Genomic DNA, 19,394 nt, shown 5'->3' on the forward strand with positions numbered 1-19,394 from the left:
GGGCCATAGACATTTTCTGCCGACATAGCGGACAGAAATCTGATGATCTATCAGGCCCCTTACGGCGACGACATCGCAACCATCGCCCGATTGGGTACATCGAGCGGCTCGTCTCCCTAAGCTCGGCATGCTTGGCGCACCACGACACATCGTGCGGCGATGGATCAACAGCTGGCTGTGCGTTCTTGATTGCTCGTCATCGCCGATTCGGCAGCCCTGTCGGAGCATTTGAACGGCCGTTCTTCAACGCTTCGAGATAGTTGTAGATCGTAAAGCGGGTTACTCCAAGGGCCTCTGCTGCGCGTTCGACGGCGCCCTTGACGACGAATAGTCCGCGCTGCTGCATGATGCCTACCGCATTGACCTTTTCCCGCTTGGTCATCATGGCGGCCGGTTTGCCAGAGCGGTGGATGGCGCCCGCGATGATTTCCTGCATCAGGGTGTCTACGCCTTCGGCAGGAGCCTGGACTCGCTCAGGAGCGGGTTTCCTGTGGAGCAGCCCTTGCAGCAGGGCTTGCGCCTGGAGCACACCGGACATGTCGGCGTGGATGTAAAGCCGGGCGAATGGCTCTCCTTGGCTGTCGCGAAAGATGAGTTCGCTTGATTGCCGCTCCTGCTCACAGAGAGAGAGAGTCGGGCGCTCGGCCATCAACGAATGGCGCGGGAGATCGCGTTGAGCTGAACCGTGGAAAGTCTGGTCGTCTCGTGCAGCAGGCAGCTGCGCGTCGCCGGCCGGGCCACCCGATAACCGGCCGCAGTTGATCGAGAGCGCGGGCTGCCCGGGCCGGTCGAGGTCATGCAATACGATTTCCACATGGCTGCCCACCACGTCGCCGAACATCCTGAGTACGGGAAGCAGCGCCGCCATGACGGTGCGGCGCTCCGCGGCTACGTGGTCGGCAAGCCCTCGGTTCTCGTCTGAGCGGCGTTGCATTTGCGGGGTTGCCATGCGTCGAGGGCTCGTGGAGAGAGGTGGTTGATCGCGATGCGCTCAACCACCGGAATAGATGCGTCGATCCGTTCGCAACTCAGTGCAGGCCAACGTCCTGCTTCATGGCGTCGAAGATGGCTTGTGTGTTGTAGCCGATGCCATTCTTGAAAACCAAAGGCATGTGCTCGATGGCCGTGGGATCACGCGAGGCATCGCCATCGATGACGAGAATGTCCGAGCGCTTGCCAACGGCCAGCGAACCCACGTCGTCTGCTCGGCCAAGGAATTGTGCGCCGTTGTATGTCGCAATCTTCACGGCCTCGGGAAAGTTGAAGCCCGCGTCTTCGACCAGCAGCTCCACTTCGCGCTTTTCAGCGAAGCCCGGTACGACACCGCCATAACCGGTCGGGTCGGTGCCGGCCAGCAGCTGGCCACCGGCTTCGACGAATTGTTTTTCCAGTCCCGCGAGCTTCTTGTAGTTGCCCACCGATTCGCCGTGGCTCTGGATCTTTTTCCAGGTGGCTTCGTATTGCTCCCGCACGGCGGGTGCCAGCATGTCCAGCGCACCGCTCGGGGCTTCCGGCCTGCCTTGCACGGTGGATTCAAAGACCGGAAGCGTCGACGTGATGGCGACATGGTGGTCGATCAGGTCTTTCAGAAATGCCTTGACCTCTTTCGACTGGACATCGAGGCCGGCCAGGGATTGGCGCAGGTCGCCGGTGGACGGGCAGGTGTCGGGCTTTTTGTCCTTGACGAAGTCCGTCGGCAGGAAGAAGCCGTGCTCGATGTTGTCGATGCCCAGGTCTGCCGCCTCCTGGTAGGTCACCGAGCACAGGTGGCCGGTGACCTTGTGCCCGCGCTTGTGCGCGGTATCGATGGCGGTTTGCAGCTCGGCGTGGGTGATGTTCATGTAGGCCTTGAACGAGGTCGCTCCCTCGTCAGACCAGTAGTTGACGGTGCGCTCTGCGTCATCGGGACCCGTCAGCGTGTGCATCGCCGGAACGAAGATCGGAAGCCCCGCGCCATTCAGATAGGGGCCGGTGACATCCATGTCGGGACCAACGATGTCGCCGCGGGAAATCGCGTCGCGAATATTGAGGTCCGAGTACGGTTCCATCGAGCCGCCCGTGCGCATCGTGGTGACACCACCGGCGAGATACAGCCTTGGAAAGCTGTAGCTCATCTCGCTGTAGGCGCCTTCGCCGACGGGATAGAACATGTGCTGGTGAAGCATCACGAATCCCGGCAGCAGGGTTTTGCCGGTGGCATCGATGACGGTGGCGCCGTCGGGTAGGCGCAGCTTGCCGGTGGGGCCCATGGCGGTGATGCGTCCGTGATCACTGACCAACGTCTGGTCGCGCCGCCGTTTGCCGCCGGTGCCATCGACGATCGTCGCGTGGGTAAAGGCGATCACGGGTTGGGCGTAGGAGACGAACGCCTTGTTGTCCGCGGTCGGCTTCAGTGCCTGAGCTTGCGCGGCCGGCACGCCGGCGAAGGCAGACAACGAGGCCGCGCAAAGCAGCCCGAGCGAGCGACGGTGCGGGGTGACCGGGCAGCCACGGCGATCGGTCTTCAATGAGCTCATTGCTACGTTCTCGTTCAAGGTTCAAAAAAGTGGCCGAGGGCTCACGGAACGCACGGGGCGGACTATCGGAGGCATCGGCGTCCTCACTCTATCGGTGGAGGCGCGGGCAGGCTGTGCAAATCCAGCGAGGATTGCGCCTCTTTTTGAAGAAATTTTGCGGCGATGGCGTCCATGGCAGCGTTATTTTTCGAACGCTGCTGATGAAGCGAAAAATCATCGCGTTACCGCAGCCGCAACCCGGCGTCTTCGCGACTGACTGAAATTCGCATGGCGCGAGCAGGCATGACCCGTGCGACGGACGCACCGCGCAAGGCGGCAGTCGGATGAGTGCGCTGCGTGGTGTTGTTGCCCTGCCGGATGGGCCTTACTGCGGGTAGACGGGCAGGGCCGAGGTTTCCTTCAACTCGTCGACCACGATGATCGACTTGAGTGTGCCGACCAGGTCGATCGATACCAGCTTGCCCAGCAGCTCGCGAAAGTGGGGAATGTCGCGGGTATAGGTCTTGAGCAGGTAGTCGCCGTCGCCGGTGACCATGCTGCATTCCATGATCTCCGGCAGGTCCCTGACGAGCTGATGGAATGCGGACGCTTCCTCGGAGTGCTGCTTGAGCACGACGGTGACGTAGGCCTTCAACTTCAGCCCGAGCTTTTCAGGATCCAGCACGGCCGCGTATCGGCGGATCACTCCCATCTCCTGGAGTTGCTTCACTCGCCGCGAGCATTGCGAGTTGGAGCGGTAGACCCGCTCGGCGAGCTCGGCCATGGTCAGGTCCCCCTGCTCCTGGAGCTCCTGGAGGATCCGGACATCGAAGGAATCAAGTTTGCTCTCGTTCGTATCCATGGCTGTCGCACTGCACCAAAGTGGGGTGAAAAAACTTTACTGTTCTTGGGTACATTTCGTGAAAAAAATACACGTATGGCCCATAGGTGTGCCTGAAATGCACACCCATTACGGGTCTGCACGAATAAATTTGCAAGTGTCGGAATAGCCTCTTGGCCGTTTCACTCTGTCTCCATGTCCCGTGAGATTTGCACTCGGGGCGTGTGCGAAGGGTGGCGTGGTCCGAGCACACTTCCATGCAACAGGGTGGACGATTGTCGGTGGAGCAGATCTTGAAAGCGGGTGGCGAAGTTGCGGCGGCAGTGACCAAGGGGCCGCACGATGCGAGCGCAGTGCACTCTCCGGTGCGTGCGAGCTTGCCGCTGCGCATCAAGGGCGGCTGGGCGCTGGGTGAAATCGGCCTGGCCAGCTACGTGGCGATTCTCGCCATGTATCTCCTGTACTTCATGACGGATGTACTGCACATCTCGGCCGCCTATGCGGGCGTGCTGCTGCTCATCCCGCGCGTCTGGAACATCGTCATCGATCCGATCGTCGGTCAGATATCGGATCGAACCTCGACCCGCTACGGCCGTCGGCGCCCCTTCCTGATCGGTGGCGCCGCGCTGTGGGGTATCGGTTTTGCGCTCATCTTCAGCATGCCGCGTCTGGATGGTGGCTGGCTGTTCGGTCTGGCGTTCCTGGCGGTCTTCCTGATCACCAACACCGGGTTGAGCATCTACCAGGTGCCGTACTGTGCGATGGCCACGGAGATGACCGAGGACTACGCGGAGCGCATTTCGCTGGTCAGCTGGAAGAACGTCGTTGCGCGACTGTCGGTGCTTGGCGGCGTTGCGCTGGCTCCGCGCGTGGTGCAGCTGATGTCGGTGCCCGCGGACGGCTATCGCCTGATGGGCATGGTCTTCGGAAGCGTCATCCTTATCAGTGGCATCGTCGCGTTCTGGGCCACGTCGGGTGCGCGCAGCACGACGTCGCATCGCAAGGAGCCCGCGACGCTTCGCGAGCAGCTTGCGGCCACGCGGGCGAATCGGCCCTTCCTGGTGCTGATCTTTTCCTACGCCATTTATTTCCTTGGCCAGCTGCCGTTCGTTGGCCTCCTCGTCTATTACGTCACGGTCGTGCTGGGGCAGTCCGCTGCACTGGTGGGCGTGCTGTTTCCCATTGCGTCACTGACGTCCGCGATTGTCACGCCCTTGTGGGCCAAGGCCGCCGAGCGCTTCGGCAAGCGGCGCATGTGCATGCTTAGCTGGGGTGGCGCGGGGCTTGCCTGGACCGCGCCACTATTCATTCCCGACAGCATGCACTGGCTGATCTATCCCGCGATGGTGGTGGTCGGCATTTTTCAGGCGGGCGGCGATCTGCTGCCGAGCGCCATGGTCCCCGATGTGGTGGACGTCGACGAACTCGTCAGCGGAGAGCGACGGGAAGGCGCCATCTACGGCTTGTGGGTTTCCCAGCAACAGACCGTGCTTGCCCTGGGTGGATTGGTCACCGGTCTGGCACTGGCGATCATCGGTTACGACGGCCATGTCGAACATGCAGGCCCCGGTATCGGCATGGGGATCCGCATCGCCATGACGCTGCCTTCGTGCGCGCTGGCCTTCCTCGCCGTGGCGTGTCTCACCCGCTACCACTTGCCCGAGGCCGAACTACAGGCCATGCGACAGAAGCAGGTCGCGGTCAGCGGGCGTGAAAACGCGTGACCCCATCGATTTCCCATCAGGCCGGCTCGGTCGAGCCAGGGCGCCCGCGCTCCGATCGTCGGCAGCCTCCCTGGTCCCTGCTCGTTATGTCCACCAGCCAATGCCGAACCCCGTCGCGCGCCGAGACCCCAGTATCTCTATGTTGAAACCTCGCTCGAACGATCCCTCCAAGCCGACGGCTACCTACACCGAGTGGTGTCGCGCCGTCGTGCAGGCTGCCGGGACCGACTCCAGGGTCAATCTGCTGTTCGACAGCACCATCGAAGAGCCTTCAGAGCTACTTCGCGACAAGGTGCGCAACGCCTTCACGGGCGATGCGAATCCGCACTACCGCAGCGTATTCGCGCGGGGAAATCCCGATGTGATCTCGGCCATTGCCGAGCGCTACGGCGTGGAATCGCAGTGGATCACCTGCACGACCGGGTGCAGCAGTGCGCTGTCGATCATCTACCGCGCGTTTCTCGGCGCGGGAACCCATGTGATCGTGGAACGTCCGTATTTCGATCTGTTCCCGGATCTCGGCAAGAACTGCGGAGCACAGATCAGCTACGTCGATCGCACGGGCCCCACGTTCGAACTGGACGTGAGCCGCATCGTGAGCCAGATCCGCGCCGATACGCGCCTGATCGTCGTCACCAACCTGCATAACCCCACGGGGGCTGCACTGAGCGACGCGTCGCTGACCGAGCTTGCCATCGTGGCGGAGCGCGCCGGTGTCACCGTGGTGGTGGATGAGGTCTACGCCGACTTCATTACCGACGGCTCGCGTTCCGGCGCGGCTGCGCGTTTGTCGCCGGCACTGGTGAGCACGGGCAGTCTGTCGAAGGTGTATGGCCTGTTCGCCTTGCGCTGCGGTTGGATCATTGCGCAGAAGGCGGCCCGTGAACGCATCCAGGCGGTCTACGACCGCTATGAGCTGGGCGTGTCGAAGGTCACCCACGCGGTGGCGGCATCGGTCTTCGATGACATGGCGCCATTTGAAAAACACTGGCGCGACATCCTGGCTGCCAATCGCCCGCTCATGCTCGAGCAGGCAGGGATCCTGGAAGCGGAAGAACTTTTGGCCGGTCCCGTGCCGACGTTTGGCTGCATGTACTTCCCGCGTCTGCTGGTGAGTCATGACGACATGGCTGTCGCCCATTTTCTTTGGGAGACGGAACGTCTTGCGGTGGCGCCGGGCAGCTACTTCGGGCGCCCCGGGCATCTGCGCCTGGGTTTTGGCAAGAGCACCGCGCACATCAAGGATGGTCTGGACCGGCTTCGGGCGGGCCTGCTCCGTTACCGCGTTCAACAGTCCGTGTGACCCGGAAGCATTCGTATGAGTCAGATTGAATCGCGCCTGGCCTCGCTCGGCTTGCAACTTCCGCCGGCCATCGTGGCTCCCGGCGGTGTCGCGTTGCCGTTCAAGTTCGCCCATGTGGTTGGCAATCGCGTGCTGTTCTCGGGTCACGGCCCCCAGGGCCCGGATGGCCGCATGGAAGGGCCGCTGGGCAAAGTGGGAACGGACCTTTCCGTGCAGGAGGGTTACCACGCCGCGCGCCTGGTGGCGCTGTCGGTGCTGGGCAGCCTGAAGCGCGCCATCGGTGATCTGGATCGCGTGGAAGCCTGGGGTCGCGTGCTGGGCCTGGTCAATTCCGCGCCGGGCTTCATTCGCCAGCCTGAGGTGATAAACGGATTCTCCGACCTGATTCTCGCGCTGTATGGAAGTGAACGAGGTGCACATGCGCGCAGTGCGGTCGGCATGGCGGAATTGCCCTTCAACATTCCCGTAGAGATCGAAGGCGAGCTCACGCTCAAGTCCTGAGGCCTCCACGGTCGCTGCGTTCCTTCACCCAGGAGACCCATCCCATGTCTCGTCCCAACGTTCGAATGCTGGTTGTCGCCGCCGTCGCCTATGTGTCGATGGGCGCGCTCGAGGTACATGCCGCGCCGGTGCAGGAGGATGTCACGCACTACGTCACGGGCGAGAGCAAGTATCCCTTCTCGCCTGCGGTGCGTGCGGGCAACACGGTGTATCTGTCCGGACAGATCGGCGGCGATGCCTCGGGCCTCGGCAAGGACTTCGAAACGCAGGCACGCATGGCCATGGACAACGTCATGTCGGCCGCCAAGCTCGCAGGCATGGGGCCGCAGAACCTCACCAAGTGCACGGTGATGCTTGCCGACATGAAGAACTGGGACACCTTCAACAAGATCTATCGCAGCTACTTCCAGCCCGGCAAGTTCCCGGCGCGCAGTGCATTCGGTGTCACGGGCCTCGCCCTGGGCGCGCAGCTTGAAGTGGAGTGCATGGGTTACGTGACCACGCCGGTGGCCTCGCACTGATGCATTCCCCATCCATGGATACCTGCACCCGGAACCACACCATGAAGGCTTTGATGCTCGGGGCATTCGTTGCTTGCCTCGGCGTAACTGTTTCGTCCGTGCGCGCAGCGGACGCGCCGGACAGCGGCACGCAGCCCAATGTCACGACCCATCATCGCGGCAAGTTCAACGGCAAGGCCGTGCGTTATGCCGTCGAAGTGGCGCCGACGCATGTGGGCAGCGGTGACAACGGTCCATCCGCCGACCTGGTGTCGGTGTCGTACGTGGCCGAAGGCATCAAGCGCGAGCAGGATCGTCCGGTGATGTTCGTGTTCAACGGCGGCCCGATCACGGCGTCGGTCTACCTGCACATGCTGGGACTCGGCCCGCGCCGGCTGGTCACGCCCAGCGACGTCAATGCGGACATTCCGCCCACGCCGCTGGCCGACAATCCGTCGTCGCCGCTGGATGCCACCGATCTGGTGTTCTTCGATCCGGCAGGCACCGGCTACAGCCGGGTGGCCTCCGGAACCTCGCCCAGCGCCTACTTCTCGGTGGACGCGGACGCGGAACAGTTCACGCAGTTCGTGCAGGCATGGCTGAAGGCGCACGGTCGCGAAGCGTCGCCCGTCTATCTCTACGGTGAGAGCTACGGCACGTTGCGAGCGGCCGCCGCTGCGCAAAAGCTCAGCCACCTGAAGACGCCGGTGCAGTTGAGCGGCGTGTTCCTGCAGGGGCAGGCGCTCAACATCATCGAGATCTCGCAGCGCCACGACAACATCATCAGCTACACCGTGTCGTTGCCCACGCTGGCCGCGCTGGGCTGGTTCCACGGGAAGGTGGACCACACGGGCAAGACCTTCCAGCAGCATCTGGACGAGTCGCGCGACTTCGCGCAGAACGTCTACATGCCGGCGCTGTTCAAGGGCGGCAACCTCGATCCGAAGGAGCGCGATGCCGTCGCCGCGAAGCTGGAAGCCCTGACGGGCCTGCCGGCATCTGTGTTCCTGGCGAATGATTTGAAGGTATCCAAGGTCCAGTACCGCGCACTGCTGTTCAAGGATCAGAACGAGCTGCTGTCCGCCAACGATGGCCGCTACAAGGCGCTCATCACCAAGGACGATCCGCATCCGGACGGCTCGGAAAAGGTCATGAAGGCGGCCGAAGCCGCGTACGCCAAGTACGCCAAAGATGAGCTGGGCGTGCAGACCGGTTACGTCTACCGCAGCCGCGCGGGCGTCGAGAACATGGATCTGTGGGGTTGGGGCGCCAAGAGTCCGTTTGGCGACTGGCCCTACATGGCGATGATCAAGGACGCCATGAAGCTGAAGCCGCAGCTTCGCGTGGTGATCGGCCAGGGCTACTTCGACACGCTCACGACCACCGGTGCGACGGACTACGCCGTTGCGCAGTCCGGCTGGCCGAAGGATCGCGTGCGCGTCGCGTACTACGAGTCGGGCCACATGGCCTACACGGTTCAAAGCAGCCTCGAGCAGATGAGTCGTGATTTGCACGAACTGATTTCGCCGACGTCGTCGGCAACGGGCACCACCCCGCGCGCTGCGACCGCTCCCTGACCCCGCCTGGGGAGCGGTCGCATGCGACGCACGCATTCCATTTCACCCATCAGAAGAAGCCACACGATGAAGCGATCGACCAGCACGGGCTTTTCCATCCCACGTCTTGGTGCCCTCGGCGTTGCCACGCTCCTGGCGTTCGGCACCTCGGCCATCGCATGCGCGGCGAACACGGTGGAGCCCTTGATCGCGCCGGTGACCACGACGCACAAGGTCACCATCGGTGGCGTCAAGGTGCCGTACAAGGCGACGTTTGCCGAACTGCCGCTGGGAGATGACAAGTCGCATCCCCAGGCCACGATGTCAGCGACCACGTACCTGCGGAGCGACGTGCGTGATGCATCGAAGCGGCCCGTGATCTTCGCGTTCAACGGTGGCCCCGGCGCCTCGTCGACACCGCTGCATCTGCATGCCCTGGGTCCGCGGATGGTGATGGATCCGGACAAGACCCATAAAGAGGCGTCGATTGTCGATAACGCCTACAGCGTGCTCGATGCCGCCGATTTGGTCTTCATCGATCCGGTGGGCACGGGCCTCAGTCGGGTGATGCCGGGTGGCGATGGCAAGCCTTACTGGGGGCCGGACAGCGACGCGCAGCTCATCCTTGGCTTCATGCGTGACTGGCTCAAGGAGCATCACCGCGAGCAGTCCCCGGTCTTTGTCGCCGGCGAGAGCTATGGCGGCTATCGCCTGGGCACGATGATGAAGCTGCTGGGCGACCAGCAGGTGGCCGGCGTCATCCTGATCTCGCCCATGCTCGATCGCATCAGCATGGTGGACGCCAAGGGCAACGACCAGCCTTACATCAACGGCTTCCCGACGATGGCGGCTGCTGCATGGTTCCACCAGAAGGTGGATCGTCGCGGCCTCACGCTGGAAGCCTTCGTGGCGGAAGCGCAGGCCTTTGCCTCGAGCGATTACGCGGTGGCCCTGCAGCAGGGCGACAAGCTGCCGGCCACGCAACGCCACGAGCTTGCCCAAAAGATGGCCGGCTATATCGGGCTGCCGGCGGAGCGCATCGAACGCGCCGATCTTCGCGTCAACAGCGAGGACTACCTCAACGAACTGCTCGCCGACCAGGGACTGCGCCTCGGTCGCCTGGACACGCGTGAAACCGGACCGTTGCACGCGGCGGCGCCCAAGGGCGTGCCCACCAACGACCCCTCGCTGCATGTGAGCCAGAAGGTCGGCATCAACGACCGCTACTTCCGCGACGAGCTGCACGTGCCGACCGATCGCCGCTACGTCGGCGTCAACTTCCAGGTCAACGCCATCTGGAACTGGACCGACGACAAGGGTGACCAGCCGGGACCGCGCTTCTACTTCAACTCCGCTCCCTTCATCGGCGACGCGGCAGCGAAGCGGCCCGGCATGAAGATCCTGCTTGCGGGCGGCCTGTTCGACATGGCCACGCCCTGGGGCGCGGCCCGCTATGTGATGGACCATGCAGGCATTCCCGCCGGACGCCTGACGGAAGCCGGCTTCGCATCCGGTCACTCGCCCTACGGCGACCCGGAAACGCTCAAGGCCTTCTCGTCGCAGTTGCACAGCTTCATCAAGAGCACGGCCGCGCCATGACGGCCGCGACGTCCCTGGCCATCACGCCACGCGCGAGCCGACGCGTACCTCGCCAGAAGGCGAGGCCGTCGGGTCGGCCCGTCGATGCCGAGCGGTTGAGGGACGAAGCAGCCGTGGCGCTTGCACTGCGCACCTTCACCCTTTCCTTCGGCCTGCAAAGGAAGAAGTCATGCAAATGAATCGACGGAACTTCCTGGCCGCTGCCGGGCTCGCCGCCACCTCGCCGCTGTATGCACGCGCCGCGGCTCCCGTGGTAGCGGGCGCGGACATGAAGGGCTTGCCCACCATCAAGGGACTCGGCGGCATCGAGTTCTACAAGAGCGATCGCGCGTATCTCGACTCGGGATCGATGCATCCCATCAGCGTGGGATCGCATGCAACGCTTGATGCGTACCTGGCCGACCGCATGGGCGACCCGCGCAGCACGTCGTATCACCAGGATCCCATTCGCGATCGCGTGCTCGGCAACTTCGCGCAGATGATCAACGCCGATCGCTCCGAAGTGACCCTGGTGCAGAGTACGACCGCCGGCGAACAGCTGGTACTTCGTGCACTGGGCCTGCCGGCCGCGGGTGCACATGTCGTCACCGACACCATGCACTTCTTCGGCTCGTTCTACCTGTACGAGGCCATGGCCAAGCTCGGCGTGGATGTCACCTGGGTCCGGCCGAAGAACAATCGCATCGACCTGGACGACATCGAAGCGGCGGTGAAGAAGGGCACGAAGCTCGTGGCCATCTCGGCCGTCTCCACCTTCAACGGTTTCCAGCACGACCTGAAGCGGGTCTGCGAAATCGCGCATGCGAAGGGTGCGCTGGTCTACGCCGACATCATCCATGCGGCAGGTTGCGTGCCGCTGGACGTCAAGGCAACGGGCGTCGATTTCGCTGCCTGTGCCAGCTACAAGTGGCTGATGGGCGACTTCGGGCTGGGCTTCCTGTACGTGCGCAAGGATCGCCTCGCCGAGTTGCAGCATCCCGTGTGGGGCTACTACCAGCTCAACGCGTTCCAGAGCCATGTGTATCCGTACGATCCGCCCGGCGACGACGTGGCTGACTACGGTGTCCCTGAGGACGCCTCCGGCTACTTCATGTGGGGCACGTTTTCGCACATGGGCATCGGGCTGCTCGACTACTCGCTGGACTACATCCAGAAGGTGGGCGTGCCCGCGATCCAGGCCCACGCGAAGCCGCTCACGGACCACCTCAAGACCGAGTTGCCGAAGCGTGGCTTCGAGCTGGTGACGCCGCTGGAGAGCACGGCACCGCTGGTGACCTTCGCTTACAAGGACGCGGCGAATCGCCTGCGTCCGAAGATGAAGGAAGCCAACGTGGACATCACGGTCAGTCGCAATCGCTTCCGCTTTTCGCCATCGGTGTTCAACACGATGGAGGACATCGATCGCGCGATGCATGCCCTGGGCACGGCGTGAGGCACGCCTGACCAGGAACTGCGGTTTGCGCCGGGGCGCGAGCCGCAGGGTGATCAACCAGCGGGTCATCCCCCTCCATGGGCGGGGGTGAGCCCGATTCATTCAAGCGGACCATGTGCCGCAAAGCACGGAGTGGGAGAGAGCGATGAAGCGGTTATCGGTAATGATCGGGGCGGCACTGGCGTGCGCGTGTTCGGGCTTTGCGCCGGCGGCGATGGCAGCCGGGGCGCCGCCGTCGCTGAACGTGGTGTTGAAGCCGCATGTGCCGGCCGGCACCGCAGGCTATATCGACGTGACGATGGCCATCCAGGCGCCGTCGCTCGAGGCGGGTGCGCCGCTGGTGCGTCTGCCGCTGCAACTCGTGGGCATTCCTACTGCCCGTTATGACGGTGATGCGCTGACCGCGCGCGACGACCAGGGTCCGCTGGCGCTCGAGATCTCCGAGGAGAAGCCGCAGCCCGAAGGCGTCTATCGTCGCTGGAGCGTCAAGCGCGCGACCAAGGGCGACGTGGTGGTGAGCTTCCGTGCACCGCCGCGCGTGGTGACCGCCAGCACGAACAACGGTCCGCTGTTCGACCTGCGCGCGGAAAACGGCGGCTTCGAAGGCGCCGGCGTGGGTTTTCTTGCGACGCCCGCTGCCGCAGGTCCGTACAGCGTCGATCTGAAGTGGGACCTGAGCGACATGCCGGCGGGGACACGTGGCGTGTGGTCGTTGGGCGAGGGCGAGGTGAAGGCGGTGGTGCCGTCGGAGGTGCTGTCCTTCAGCTACTACGCCGCCGGCCCGCTCAAGAGCCAGTCGAGTTCCACCGATTCGCGCCTCAACGTGTACTGGCTGAGCGAACCGCCGTTCGACGCGAAGGCGTTCAGCACCTGGGTGTCGAAGTTCTACAACTACACGTCCACCTTCTTCGGCGACACCAAGTCGTCGTACCGCGTGTTCATGCGGCAGAACCCCTATGCGGGTACGGGCGGCACCGCCCTGGCGCACTCCTTCATGTTCGGCTACTACCCGCCGGCCAAGCCGACGGTGGAAGACCTGCGTGATCTGGTGGCGCATGAGATGGCGCACACCTGGCCGATGCTCGAAGGCAGCCATGGCGAGACCGCGTGGTACTCGGAAGGCACGGCGGAGTACTACTCCCTGCTGATGGCCTACCGCGCCGGCCTGCTCACGCTCGACGAATACCTGGCGAGCATCAACCAGCGCGCCGACGGTTACTACGCAAGCCCCAGCCGCAGCATGACGACGGCCGACGCGGCGAAGCTCTTCTGGAAGGATCCGATGATGCAGAAGGATCCGTACGGTCGCGGGTTCCTGTACCTCGTGCAGACCAATGCCGCCATCCTGGCCAAGAGTGGCGGCAAGCACAGTCTCGATGACGTGGTACTGGAAATTTATCGCCGCACCGAGAAGCAGGAACCGCACGGCATCGCCGAGTGGCTGGATCTGGTCGGCAAGGAAATTGGCCCCGCCGAAGCGCAGGCCGCGTTCGACGCCATGAAGTCCGGCAAGACCCTGGTGATTCCGGACAACGCGTTCGCGCCGTGCTTCAAGGTGGTCAGCGAGCCGCGTCATGCGTTCGAGCTGGGCTACGTGCGAAGCAATTCGGGTTCCGACGCCGTGGTCACCGATCTCAAGCCCGATTCGGCTGCCGCCAAGGCGGGCGTGAAGAACGGCGACAAGATCCTGAAGGCGCCGGACGCATCGAAGGCGTGGAAGAGCGAGACGACCGAAGTCACCGGCGTGTTCGAGCGTGACGGCAAGTCGTACACCGTGACCTACCTGCCGCGTGGTGCCGCCGTCGAGGCGTACCACTGGGAGCGCGCGAAGGGCGCAGCGCCGACCTGCAAATTCTGAGGATCGGGCGGCACGGAAGCCGCACTCGACAGAGTGCGGCTTTTCTTTTGGGCGTTCATTGCGTGGCTGGTTTTTCTCCAGTCCATGAGCCAGATCAAGACGTTCTGCGCCGCACCACGACGCAGTGAGCAAAATTTTCGCCGAATGGCTGAAAGATCGATTTTTTTATCGCAAGTGGCGGTTGTGCGCATGAAAGTCGCACGGATATTGCCCACTCGATGAAATAAATTGAATTTGAACAGGGAGGCATCTCCGCGCGCAGAACTTTCGGGCGCGGGTCGCGAGCCAGCCTTCCACAACAGCCAACTAGGCGACCAAGAAGACCTGGGGAGGGTCGATGAACAAGCTGAAGTTGAAGCATCTTGCAGTGGAACTCGGACGCGCCTGTCGCCCCGGTCGCGATCGCGTCATGTTGGCCGTGGGGGCCAGCTTTCTTGTCGGATCGCTGATGTCCTCGACGGTCTACGCGCAGGCGGCCCAGCCGGCCGGCAACGCGTCGGCACAGGATGCCGGCCAGTCGGGTGGCGACAGCAAGAAGGCGACGACCCTGAGCACGGTGACGGTCACGGCGCAGAAGCGATCCGAGGCCTTGCTCGACGTGCCGGTGCCGGTCGCCGTGGTGCAGCCCACCAACCTGGTGATCAACAACACCCTGCAGTTGAGCGACTACTACACCCAGGTACCCGGCCTGAGCTATAGCCGCGGCAACGTGGCGATTCGCGGCATCACGACCGGCACCTTCGGCAACCCGACGGTGGGCGTCACCATCGACGACGTGCCGTTTGGCTCGACCGTCGCCAACGGCACCGGTGGCCGCGTGGTGCCTGATTTCGATCCCTTCGCGCTGCAGCAGATCGAAGTGCTGCGCGGCCCGCAGGGTACGCTCTACGGCGCCGCCAGCATGGGCGGTCTGATCAAGTACGAAACCGTCTCGCCGCAGACCAACAGTTTCGGTGGCCGCGTGGAAGTCGACGGCCAGAACATCGATCACGGTGGCACCGGTTGGGGCGTGCGCGGTTCGGTCAATGTGCCGCTGACGAACAACCTGGCCGTGCTGGTGAGCGCGTTCGAGCGCGATGAGCCGGGCTACATCCAGAACACCCAGAACGACAATGACAAGGGCAGCAAGGGCGCCAACGGCGGCCGTATCAGCGCCTTGTGGCTGCCGGCGGATAACGTCACGGTGCGGGTATCCGCGCTGCAGCAGCACACCTATACCGACAACGTCAGCAACTTCGCCGGCGACATCAACCGTGTCCCGACCTATGGCGATGACTACAGCGGCAAGCAGCTGCCGAACATCTATGACCATCGCGACACGAAGTTCTACGACGCCCATGTCGACGTGGATTTCGGATGGGGCAGCCTCACCTCGCTGACCGGCTACAGCCAGGACAGCTTTACCCACATGGACGACGTTTCACCGATCTTCGGCACGATTGCCGGCATGGTGTTCGGCGTCCCCGGTCTCGGCGCGAACATCTACGAGCCGGGCAAGACCGACAAGTTCTCCCAGGAATTCCGCTTGTCCTCCAACGAGGGCAACAACAGCAAGTGGGACTGGCAGGCCGGTGCGTTCTTCACCCGCGAGAACTCGTTCAGCGCACAGAGCGTCAATCCGCTGGTGCCGTCGACGATGGAGGTGGTGGGCCCCCCGGGTGAGTTCTTCAACAGCTCGGGTCCGTCGACCTACAAGGAATACGCCTTGTACGGTGACGTGTCCTACCACTTCACCGATCGGTTCGACGTACAGGTCGGCGGACGCGTGAGCAGGATCGAGCAGACGTACGAGAGCCTCTCGGGTGGCATCCTCAACGGCGGCGACAGTTCGGTCTCCGGTTCGTCGAGCGACCACAACACCACCTACCTGATCACGCCGCGCTACAAGCTCACCGATGACGTGATGGTCTACGGTCGCGTGGCGACGGGTTATCGTCCGGGTGGTTCCAACGCCGGGGTGATCCAGACGTCCGACGTGCCGCTGACCTATGCGCCGGACAAGACCACCAACTACGAGCTGGGCATCAAGGGCGCGTACTTCGACCACCAGCTGGTGTGGGATGCCTCGGTCTATTACATCGCCTGGAACCACGTGCAGATTCTGGAGACCAGCCTGGTGTCCGGCATGTCGTTCACCGGCAATGCGGGCAAGGCGAAGAGCCAGGGTGTGGAGAACACGCTGACGTTCCAGCCGACGGAAAGCTTCAGCATCACCGGCAACCTCGTGTACAACGATGCCGTGCTCACGCAGGACTTCCCGCTGGAGAGCGCCTATGCGCTCAGCGGCGATCGACTGCCGTACTCCGCGAAGTGGACCGGCTCGCTGTCGTTCGACAAGAACTTCCCGGTCGCTGCCGGCTGGACGGGCTTCACCGGCGCTACGTTCTCCTATGTGGGCGACCGCTACGAGGATTTCCCGTCGCATGAAACGTTCCCGCGCGTGCATGTTCCTTCGTACTCGCAGACGGACATCCATGGTGGCGTGATGAACGGTCCGTGGACGTTCGCGCTCAACGTGCGCAACCTGTTCGACCGCCGTGGCTACCTTGGTGGCGGACCGAAGAACACGCTGAGCCCGGTCGACCCGCGCTACTCGTGGAACATGATCCAGCCGCGCACCATCGGCCTCACCGCCGCGTACAAGTTCTGAGAGACGTAAACCGGTGCGGTCGATTGCCGACCGCACCGGCCCCTTATTCCATGGTCGCTGCCGACGCCGGCACCATTGCCCCGGCGGCAGCGACCACCCCTTTCCCCAGTGGCACGGATGCCGCGGTTTTTTTATCGCACACGGGATCCTCGGGCCATCGACAAGTGTCGGTGAGTGACAAGCCCGAAGCGACCCGCCAGTGGATCGCCCCATGAAATCGACCATCGCCGTCCTCGCTTTCGCCATCGCCTCGGCGATCCACGCGCAGCCTGCCAACACGCAGAAGCTGGTCATCATGGGCAACGGTGAAGCCGTTGGCTCCGTGGTGGCGACCACCAACGGTGAGCGCGTCGCCGTGGACTATTCCGTCAGCAACAACGGACGCGGCCCCAAGCATCACGAAGATCTGGTGCTCAACGACCGTGCGTTGCCCGTGGCCTGGTCGGTCAAAGGCACCTCGCTGATGGGCGGCGCGGTGGACGAGGATTTCCACTGGGCCGACGGACATGCACAGTGGAAGAGCCAGGCGGAACAAGGCGAGTCCACGACGGCGGTGCCGGCGCTCTATGTGTTGAACGACACCAGTCCGTGGGCGTACGGCGTCTATGCGCGGGCACTGCTCAAGGCGCCCAACCAGTCGCTGGACACCTGGCCTTCGGGCAGCATGAAGCTGGAGAAGATGCAGTCGGCGGATCTCACCGCCAATGGCCACACGCTGCATGCGGATGTGTATGCCATCACCGGGATCGATACCAAGCCGCTGTACGTGTTCCTGGACAATAAGCAGCGCCTGGTAGGTACGTTCGACGGGCAGGGCACGGCCATCCTGGAAGGCTATGAAGGCGCCGCCAAGCAGGTCGCCGATGTGGTCGCCAGTCTCGAAGACCAGCGCCTGCGCAGCCTCGGCGCGAAGCTGGCGCACAACTACGATCGACCGGTCCGCATCAAGAACGTCCACGTATTCGACCCCGCCACGGGCAAGGTGGGGCCGCTGCAGACGGTCATCACCTTCGATCACCGCATCACTTATGTCGGCAACGACCCCGACAAGCTGCAGCCTACCGAAGACCAGGTGGTGTTCGACGGCCAGGGTGGGGTGCTGGTACCCGGTCTGCACGACATGCATTCGCATGCCACGTCCGATTCGGGCCTCAACTACATTGCCGCCGGCGTGACCAGCGCGCGCGACATGGGCAATGCCAACGGCTTCCTGCAGAAGCTGAGGACGCGCATCGATGCGGGTGAACTGATCGGTCCGCGCATCGTGCCCAACGGCTTCCTCGAGGGCCGCAGTCCGTATTCCGCGCACACCGGCTTCATCACCGATTCGGTCGAAGACGCGGTGCGCGACGTCGACTGGTACGCCGATCGCGGCTACTTCCAGATCAAGATCTACAATTCGATGAATCCCGACTGGGTCGCCCCCATTGCGGCCGAAGCCCATCGACGGGGCATGCGTGTGACGGGCCATGTGCCCGCCTTCGACACGCCCGATCAGGTCATCCACGACGGTTACGACGAGATCGCCCACATCAACCAGCTGGCGCTGGGTTGGGTGCTCAAGCCGGGTGAAGATACCCGCACGCCGCTGCGGCTTACGGCGCTGGCGCGGCTTGCCAACCTGGATCTCAACGCGCCCAACGTGCGGGCGACCATCGACCTGATGGTGACGCGACACATCGTGCTCGATCCCACGATGTCGATCGTGGAGCGGTTGCTGCTGAGTCGTGCCGGCGAAGTGCCCGAGCCCGAGGCGGCGGTGATCGACCACATGCCCATCACCTACAGCCGCTACCGCAAGCGCACCTTCGTGCCGACGCCGACACCGGAGCTGACGGCGCAGTACAACGGCGCGGTCAAGAAGTCCCTGGACATCCTCAAGCTGCTGCACGACAAGGGCATTCGCCTTATGCCGGGTACGGACGATACGAACGGCTTCTCCGTTCACCGCGAGCTGGAGCTTTACGTCAAGGCCGGCATTCCGCCTGCCGAGGTGCTGCGTATGGCGACATTGGGGCCTGAGGAGTACTTCGGCCGCACCGACCGGCTCGGCACCATCGAGCGCGGAAAGCTGGCTGACTTCTTCCTCGTTGCGCAGGATCCGACGGCCAACATCTCCGCGATCCGCGCTCCCCGGCTCGTGATGAAGGACGGTACGGTGTTCTTCCCGTCGGAAATCTACAGCGCCATTGGAGTGAAGCCTTTTGCCGAGCCGCCGCCGCAAGAGCAGCTCGTGGCCAAGCCGTCTGTTCACTGACCAGCCCTTGGTAACAGGCACGAACATGACGCACGTTCAATCCATCGAACGACTCGACGTTCGCAGCGCATGCCCAACGATTACCTATGGTGTCAGCGCCACCGTCGACGGGCAGCATCCAGGCAGGCGCGCGCTGATCGTCGAGTTTTCCGGGCAGTACCGTGATGGTCCGCTTGGGAACATGGATGCGCACTTCATCAGGGGCGTCATCGAGCTTGTCTCGGAAATGTGGCAGCACAGCAGTCTTGTGATCGATCTGTCCGGGTTGAACTATCAACGCGGCGACATGATCGACTTTTGCCTGGTCTCGCCGCGTGACAAGCCGGTTGCCGTGGTCGTCGGGCCGGGCTGCGACCACTCATTGGGACGCATCTGGTTTGGCGACGTCGATGGACAATGCGAATCGGCGAACGATGGCGTCTTCCATAGCCTCGCCGCTGCGCTGAATCATCTCAGCGGTTCTGAGGCGTGCAGGCCGCGAACACGCGGCCACTAGGCTGCGAACACATCGGTGATGCTCAGGCATCAAGCCCGCCAGGACATTTGCCGTCGCGCGCTGGTCCGGGCGGAAAATCGCATTACGACCACAGGTAACCGTGGGACTACAGGCCGCGCAGGGCAGCGCTGAGTTGTCTCCGGCACATCGAAGATCGTGAGCTGCGCCGATCCAACGTTCCT

Annotated in this window: 14 protein-coding genes; 11 read left to right on the forward strand and 3 right to left on the reverse strand. The window is 63.4% G+C overall.

The features are described 5' to 3' along the window. Positions 1–196: 196 nt before the first annotated feature. The 3 genes from EPB08_RS00870 to EPB08_RS00880 form a co-directional block, all read right to left on the reverse strand. Complete coding sequence (locus EPB08_RS00870) at positions 197–949, reverse strand: helix-turn-helix domain-containing protein (RefSeq protein ID WP_130617178.1); 753 nt, start codon at positions 947–949, stop codon at positions 197–199. Between the two features lie 79 nt (positions 950–1,028). Further along, on the reverse strand, positions 1,029–2,516 hold the full coding sequence (locus tag EPB08_RS00875; protein ID WP_130617179.1) for an amidohydrolase family protein: 1,488 nt from the start codon (positions 2,514–2,516) through the stop codon (positions 1,029–1,031). A 364-nt stretch (positions 2,517–2,880) separates the two neighbouring features. Continuing rightward, positions 2,881–3,357 carry an Lrp/AsnC family transcriptional regulator gene (locus tag EPB08_RS00880; RefSeq protein WP_130617180.1) on the reverse strand — a complete coding sequence of 159 codons (477 nt, stop codon included), beginning with the start codon at positions 3,355–3,357 and terminating at the stop codon, positions 2,881–2,883. A 260-nt stretch (positions 3,358–3,617) separates the two neighbouring features. On the opposite strand from EPB08_RS00880, the gene EPB08_RS00885 reads away from it, so the two are divergent. The 11 genes from EPB08_RS00885 (at position 3,618) to EPB08_RS00935 (ending at position 19,212) form a co-directional block, all read left to right on the forward strand. Continuing rightward, positions 3,618–5,060: an MFS transporter gene (locus EPB08_RS00885; RefSeq protein ID WP_205746246.1), complete on the forward strand. Its 1,443-nt coding sequence runs from the start codon at positions 3,618–3,620 to the stop codon at positions 5,058–5,060. A 139-nt stretch (positions 5,061–5,199) separates the two neighbouring features. Continuing rightward, positions 5,200–6,363, forward strand: a complete 1,164-nt coding sequence (locus EPB08_RS00890; RefSeq protein WP_165418347.1) for a pyridoxal phosphate-dependent aminotransferase — start codon at positions 5,200–5,202, stop codon at positions 6,361–6,363. 15 nt (positions 6,364–6,378) lie between these two features. Beyond that, on the forward strand, positions 6,379–6,864 hold the full coding sequence (locus EPB08_RS00895) for a RidA family protein (protein ID WP_130617183.1): 486 nt from the start codon (positions 6,379–6,381) through the stop codon (positions 6,862–6,864). 44 nt (positions 6,865–6,908) lie between these two features. Next, positions 6,909–7,385 (forward strand): RidA family protein, encoded by a 477-nt coding sequence (locus EPB08_RS00900; protein ID WP_205746247.1) that lies wholly within the window; start codon positions 6,909–6,911, stop codon positions 7,383–7,385. A gap of 41 nt (positions 7,386–7,426) precedes the next feature. Next, the gene (locus EPB08_RS00905; RefSeq protein ID WP_205746248.1) at positions 7,427–8,941 is read left to right on the forward strand and encodes a S10 family peptidase; all 1,515 of its coding nucleotides are present in this window, start codon (positions 7,427–7,429) and stop codon (positions 8,939–8,941) included. A gap of 66 nt (positions 8,942–9,007) precedes the next feature. Beyond that, positions 9,008–10,519: a S10 family peptidase gene (locus EPB08_RS00910; RefSeq protein ID WP_165418348.1), complete on the forward strand. Its 1,512-nt coding sequence runs from the start codon at positions 9,008–9,010 to the stop codon at positions 10,517–10,519. Positions 10,520–10,694: 175 nt separating this feature from the next. After that, entirely contained in the window at positions 10,695–11,951 is a 1,257-nt protein-coding gene (locus EPB08_RS00915; protein ID WP_130617185.1) for an aminotransferase class V-fold PLP-dependent enzyme, read from the forward strand. A 145-nt stretch (positions 11,952–12,096) separates the two neighbouring features. Next, a complete protein-coding gene (locus EPB08_RS00920) occupies positions 12,097–13,809 on the forward strand; it encodes a M61 family metallopeptidase (RefSeq protein ID WP_130617186.1) in 1,713 nt (570 codons plus the stop codon). 337 nt (positions 13,810–14,146) lie between these two features. Next, positions 14,147–16,459 carry a TonB-dependent receptor gene (locus EPB08_RS00925; protein ID WP_130617187.1) on the forward strand — a complete coding sequence of 771 codons (2,313 nt, stop codon included), beginning with the start codon at positions 14,147–14,149 and terminating at the stop codon, positions 16,457–16,459. A 211-nt stretch (positions 16,460–16,670) separates the two neighbouring features. Beyond that, the gene (locus EPB08_RS00930; RefSeq protein ID WP_130617188.1) at positions 16,671–18,716 is read left to right on the forward strand and encodes an amidohydrolase family protein; all 2,046 of its coding nucleotides are present in this window, start codon (positions 16,671–16,673) and stop codon (positions 18,714–18,716) included. A 25-nt stretch (positions 18,717–18,741) separates the two neighbouring features. Then, the gene (locus tag EPB08_RS00935) at positions 18,742–19,212 is read left to right on the forward strand and encodes a hypothetical protein (RefSeq protein ID WP_130617189.1); all 471 of its coding nucleotides are present in this window, start codon (positions 18,742–18,744) and stop codon (positions 19,210–19,212) included. Positions 19,213–19,394: the final 182 nt, after the last annotated feature.

It is taken from the genome of Dyella amyloliquefaciens, assembly GCF_004296575.1.
GTDB lineage: Bacteria > Pseudomonadota > Gammaproteobacteria > Xanthomonadales > Rhodanobacteraceae > Dyella > Dyella amyloliquefaciens.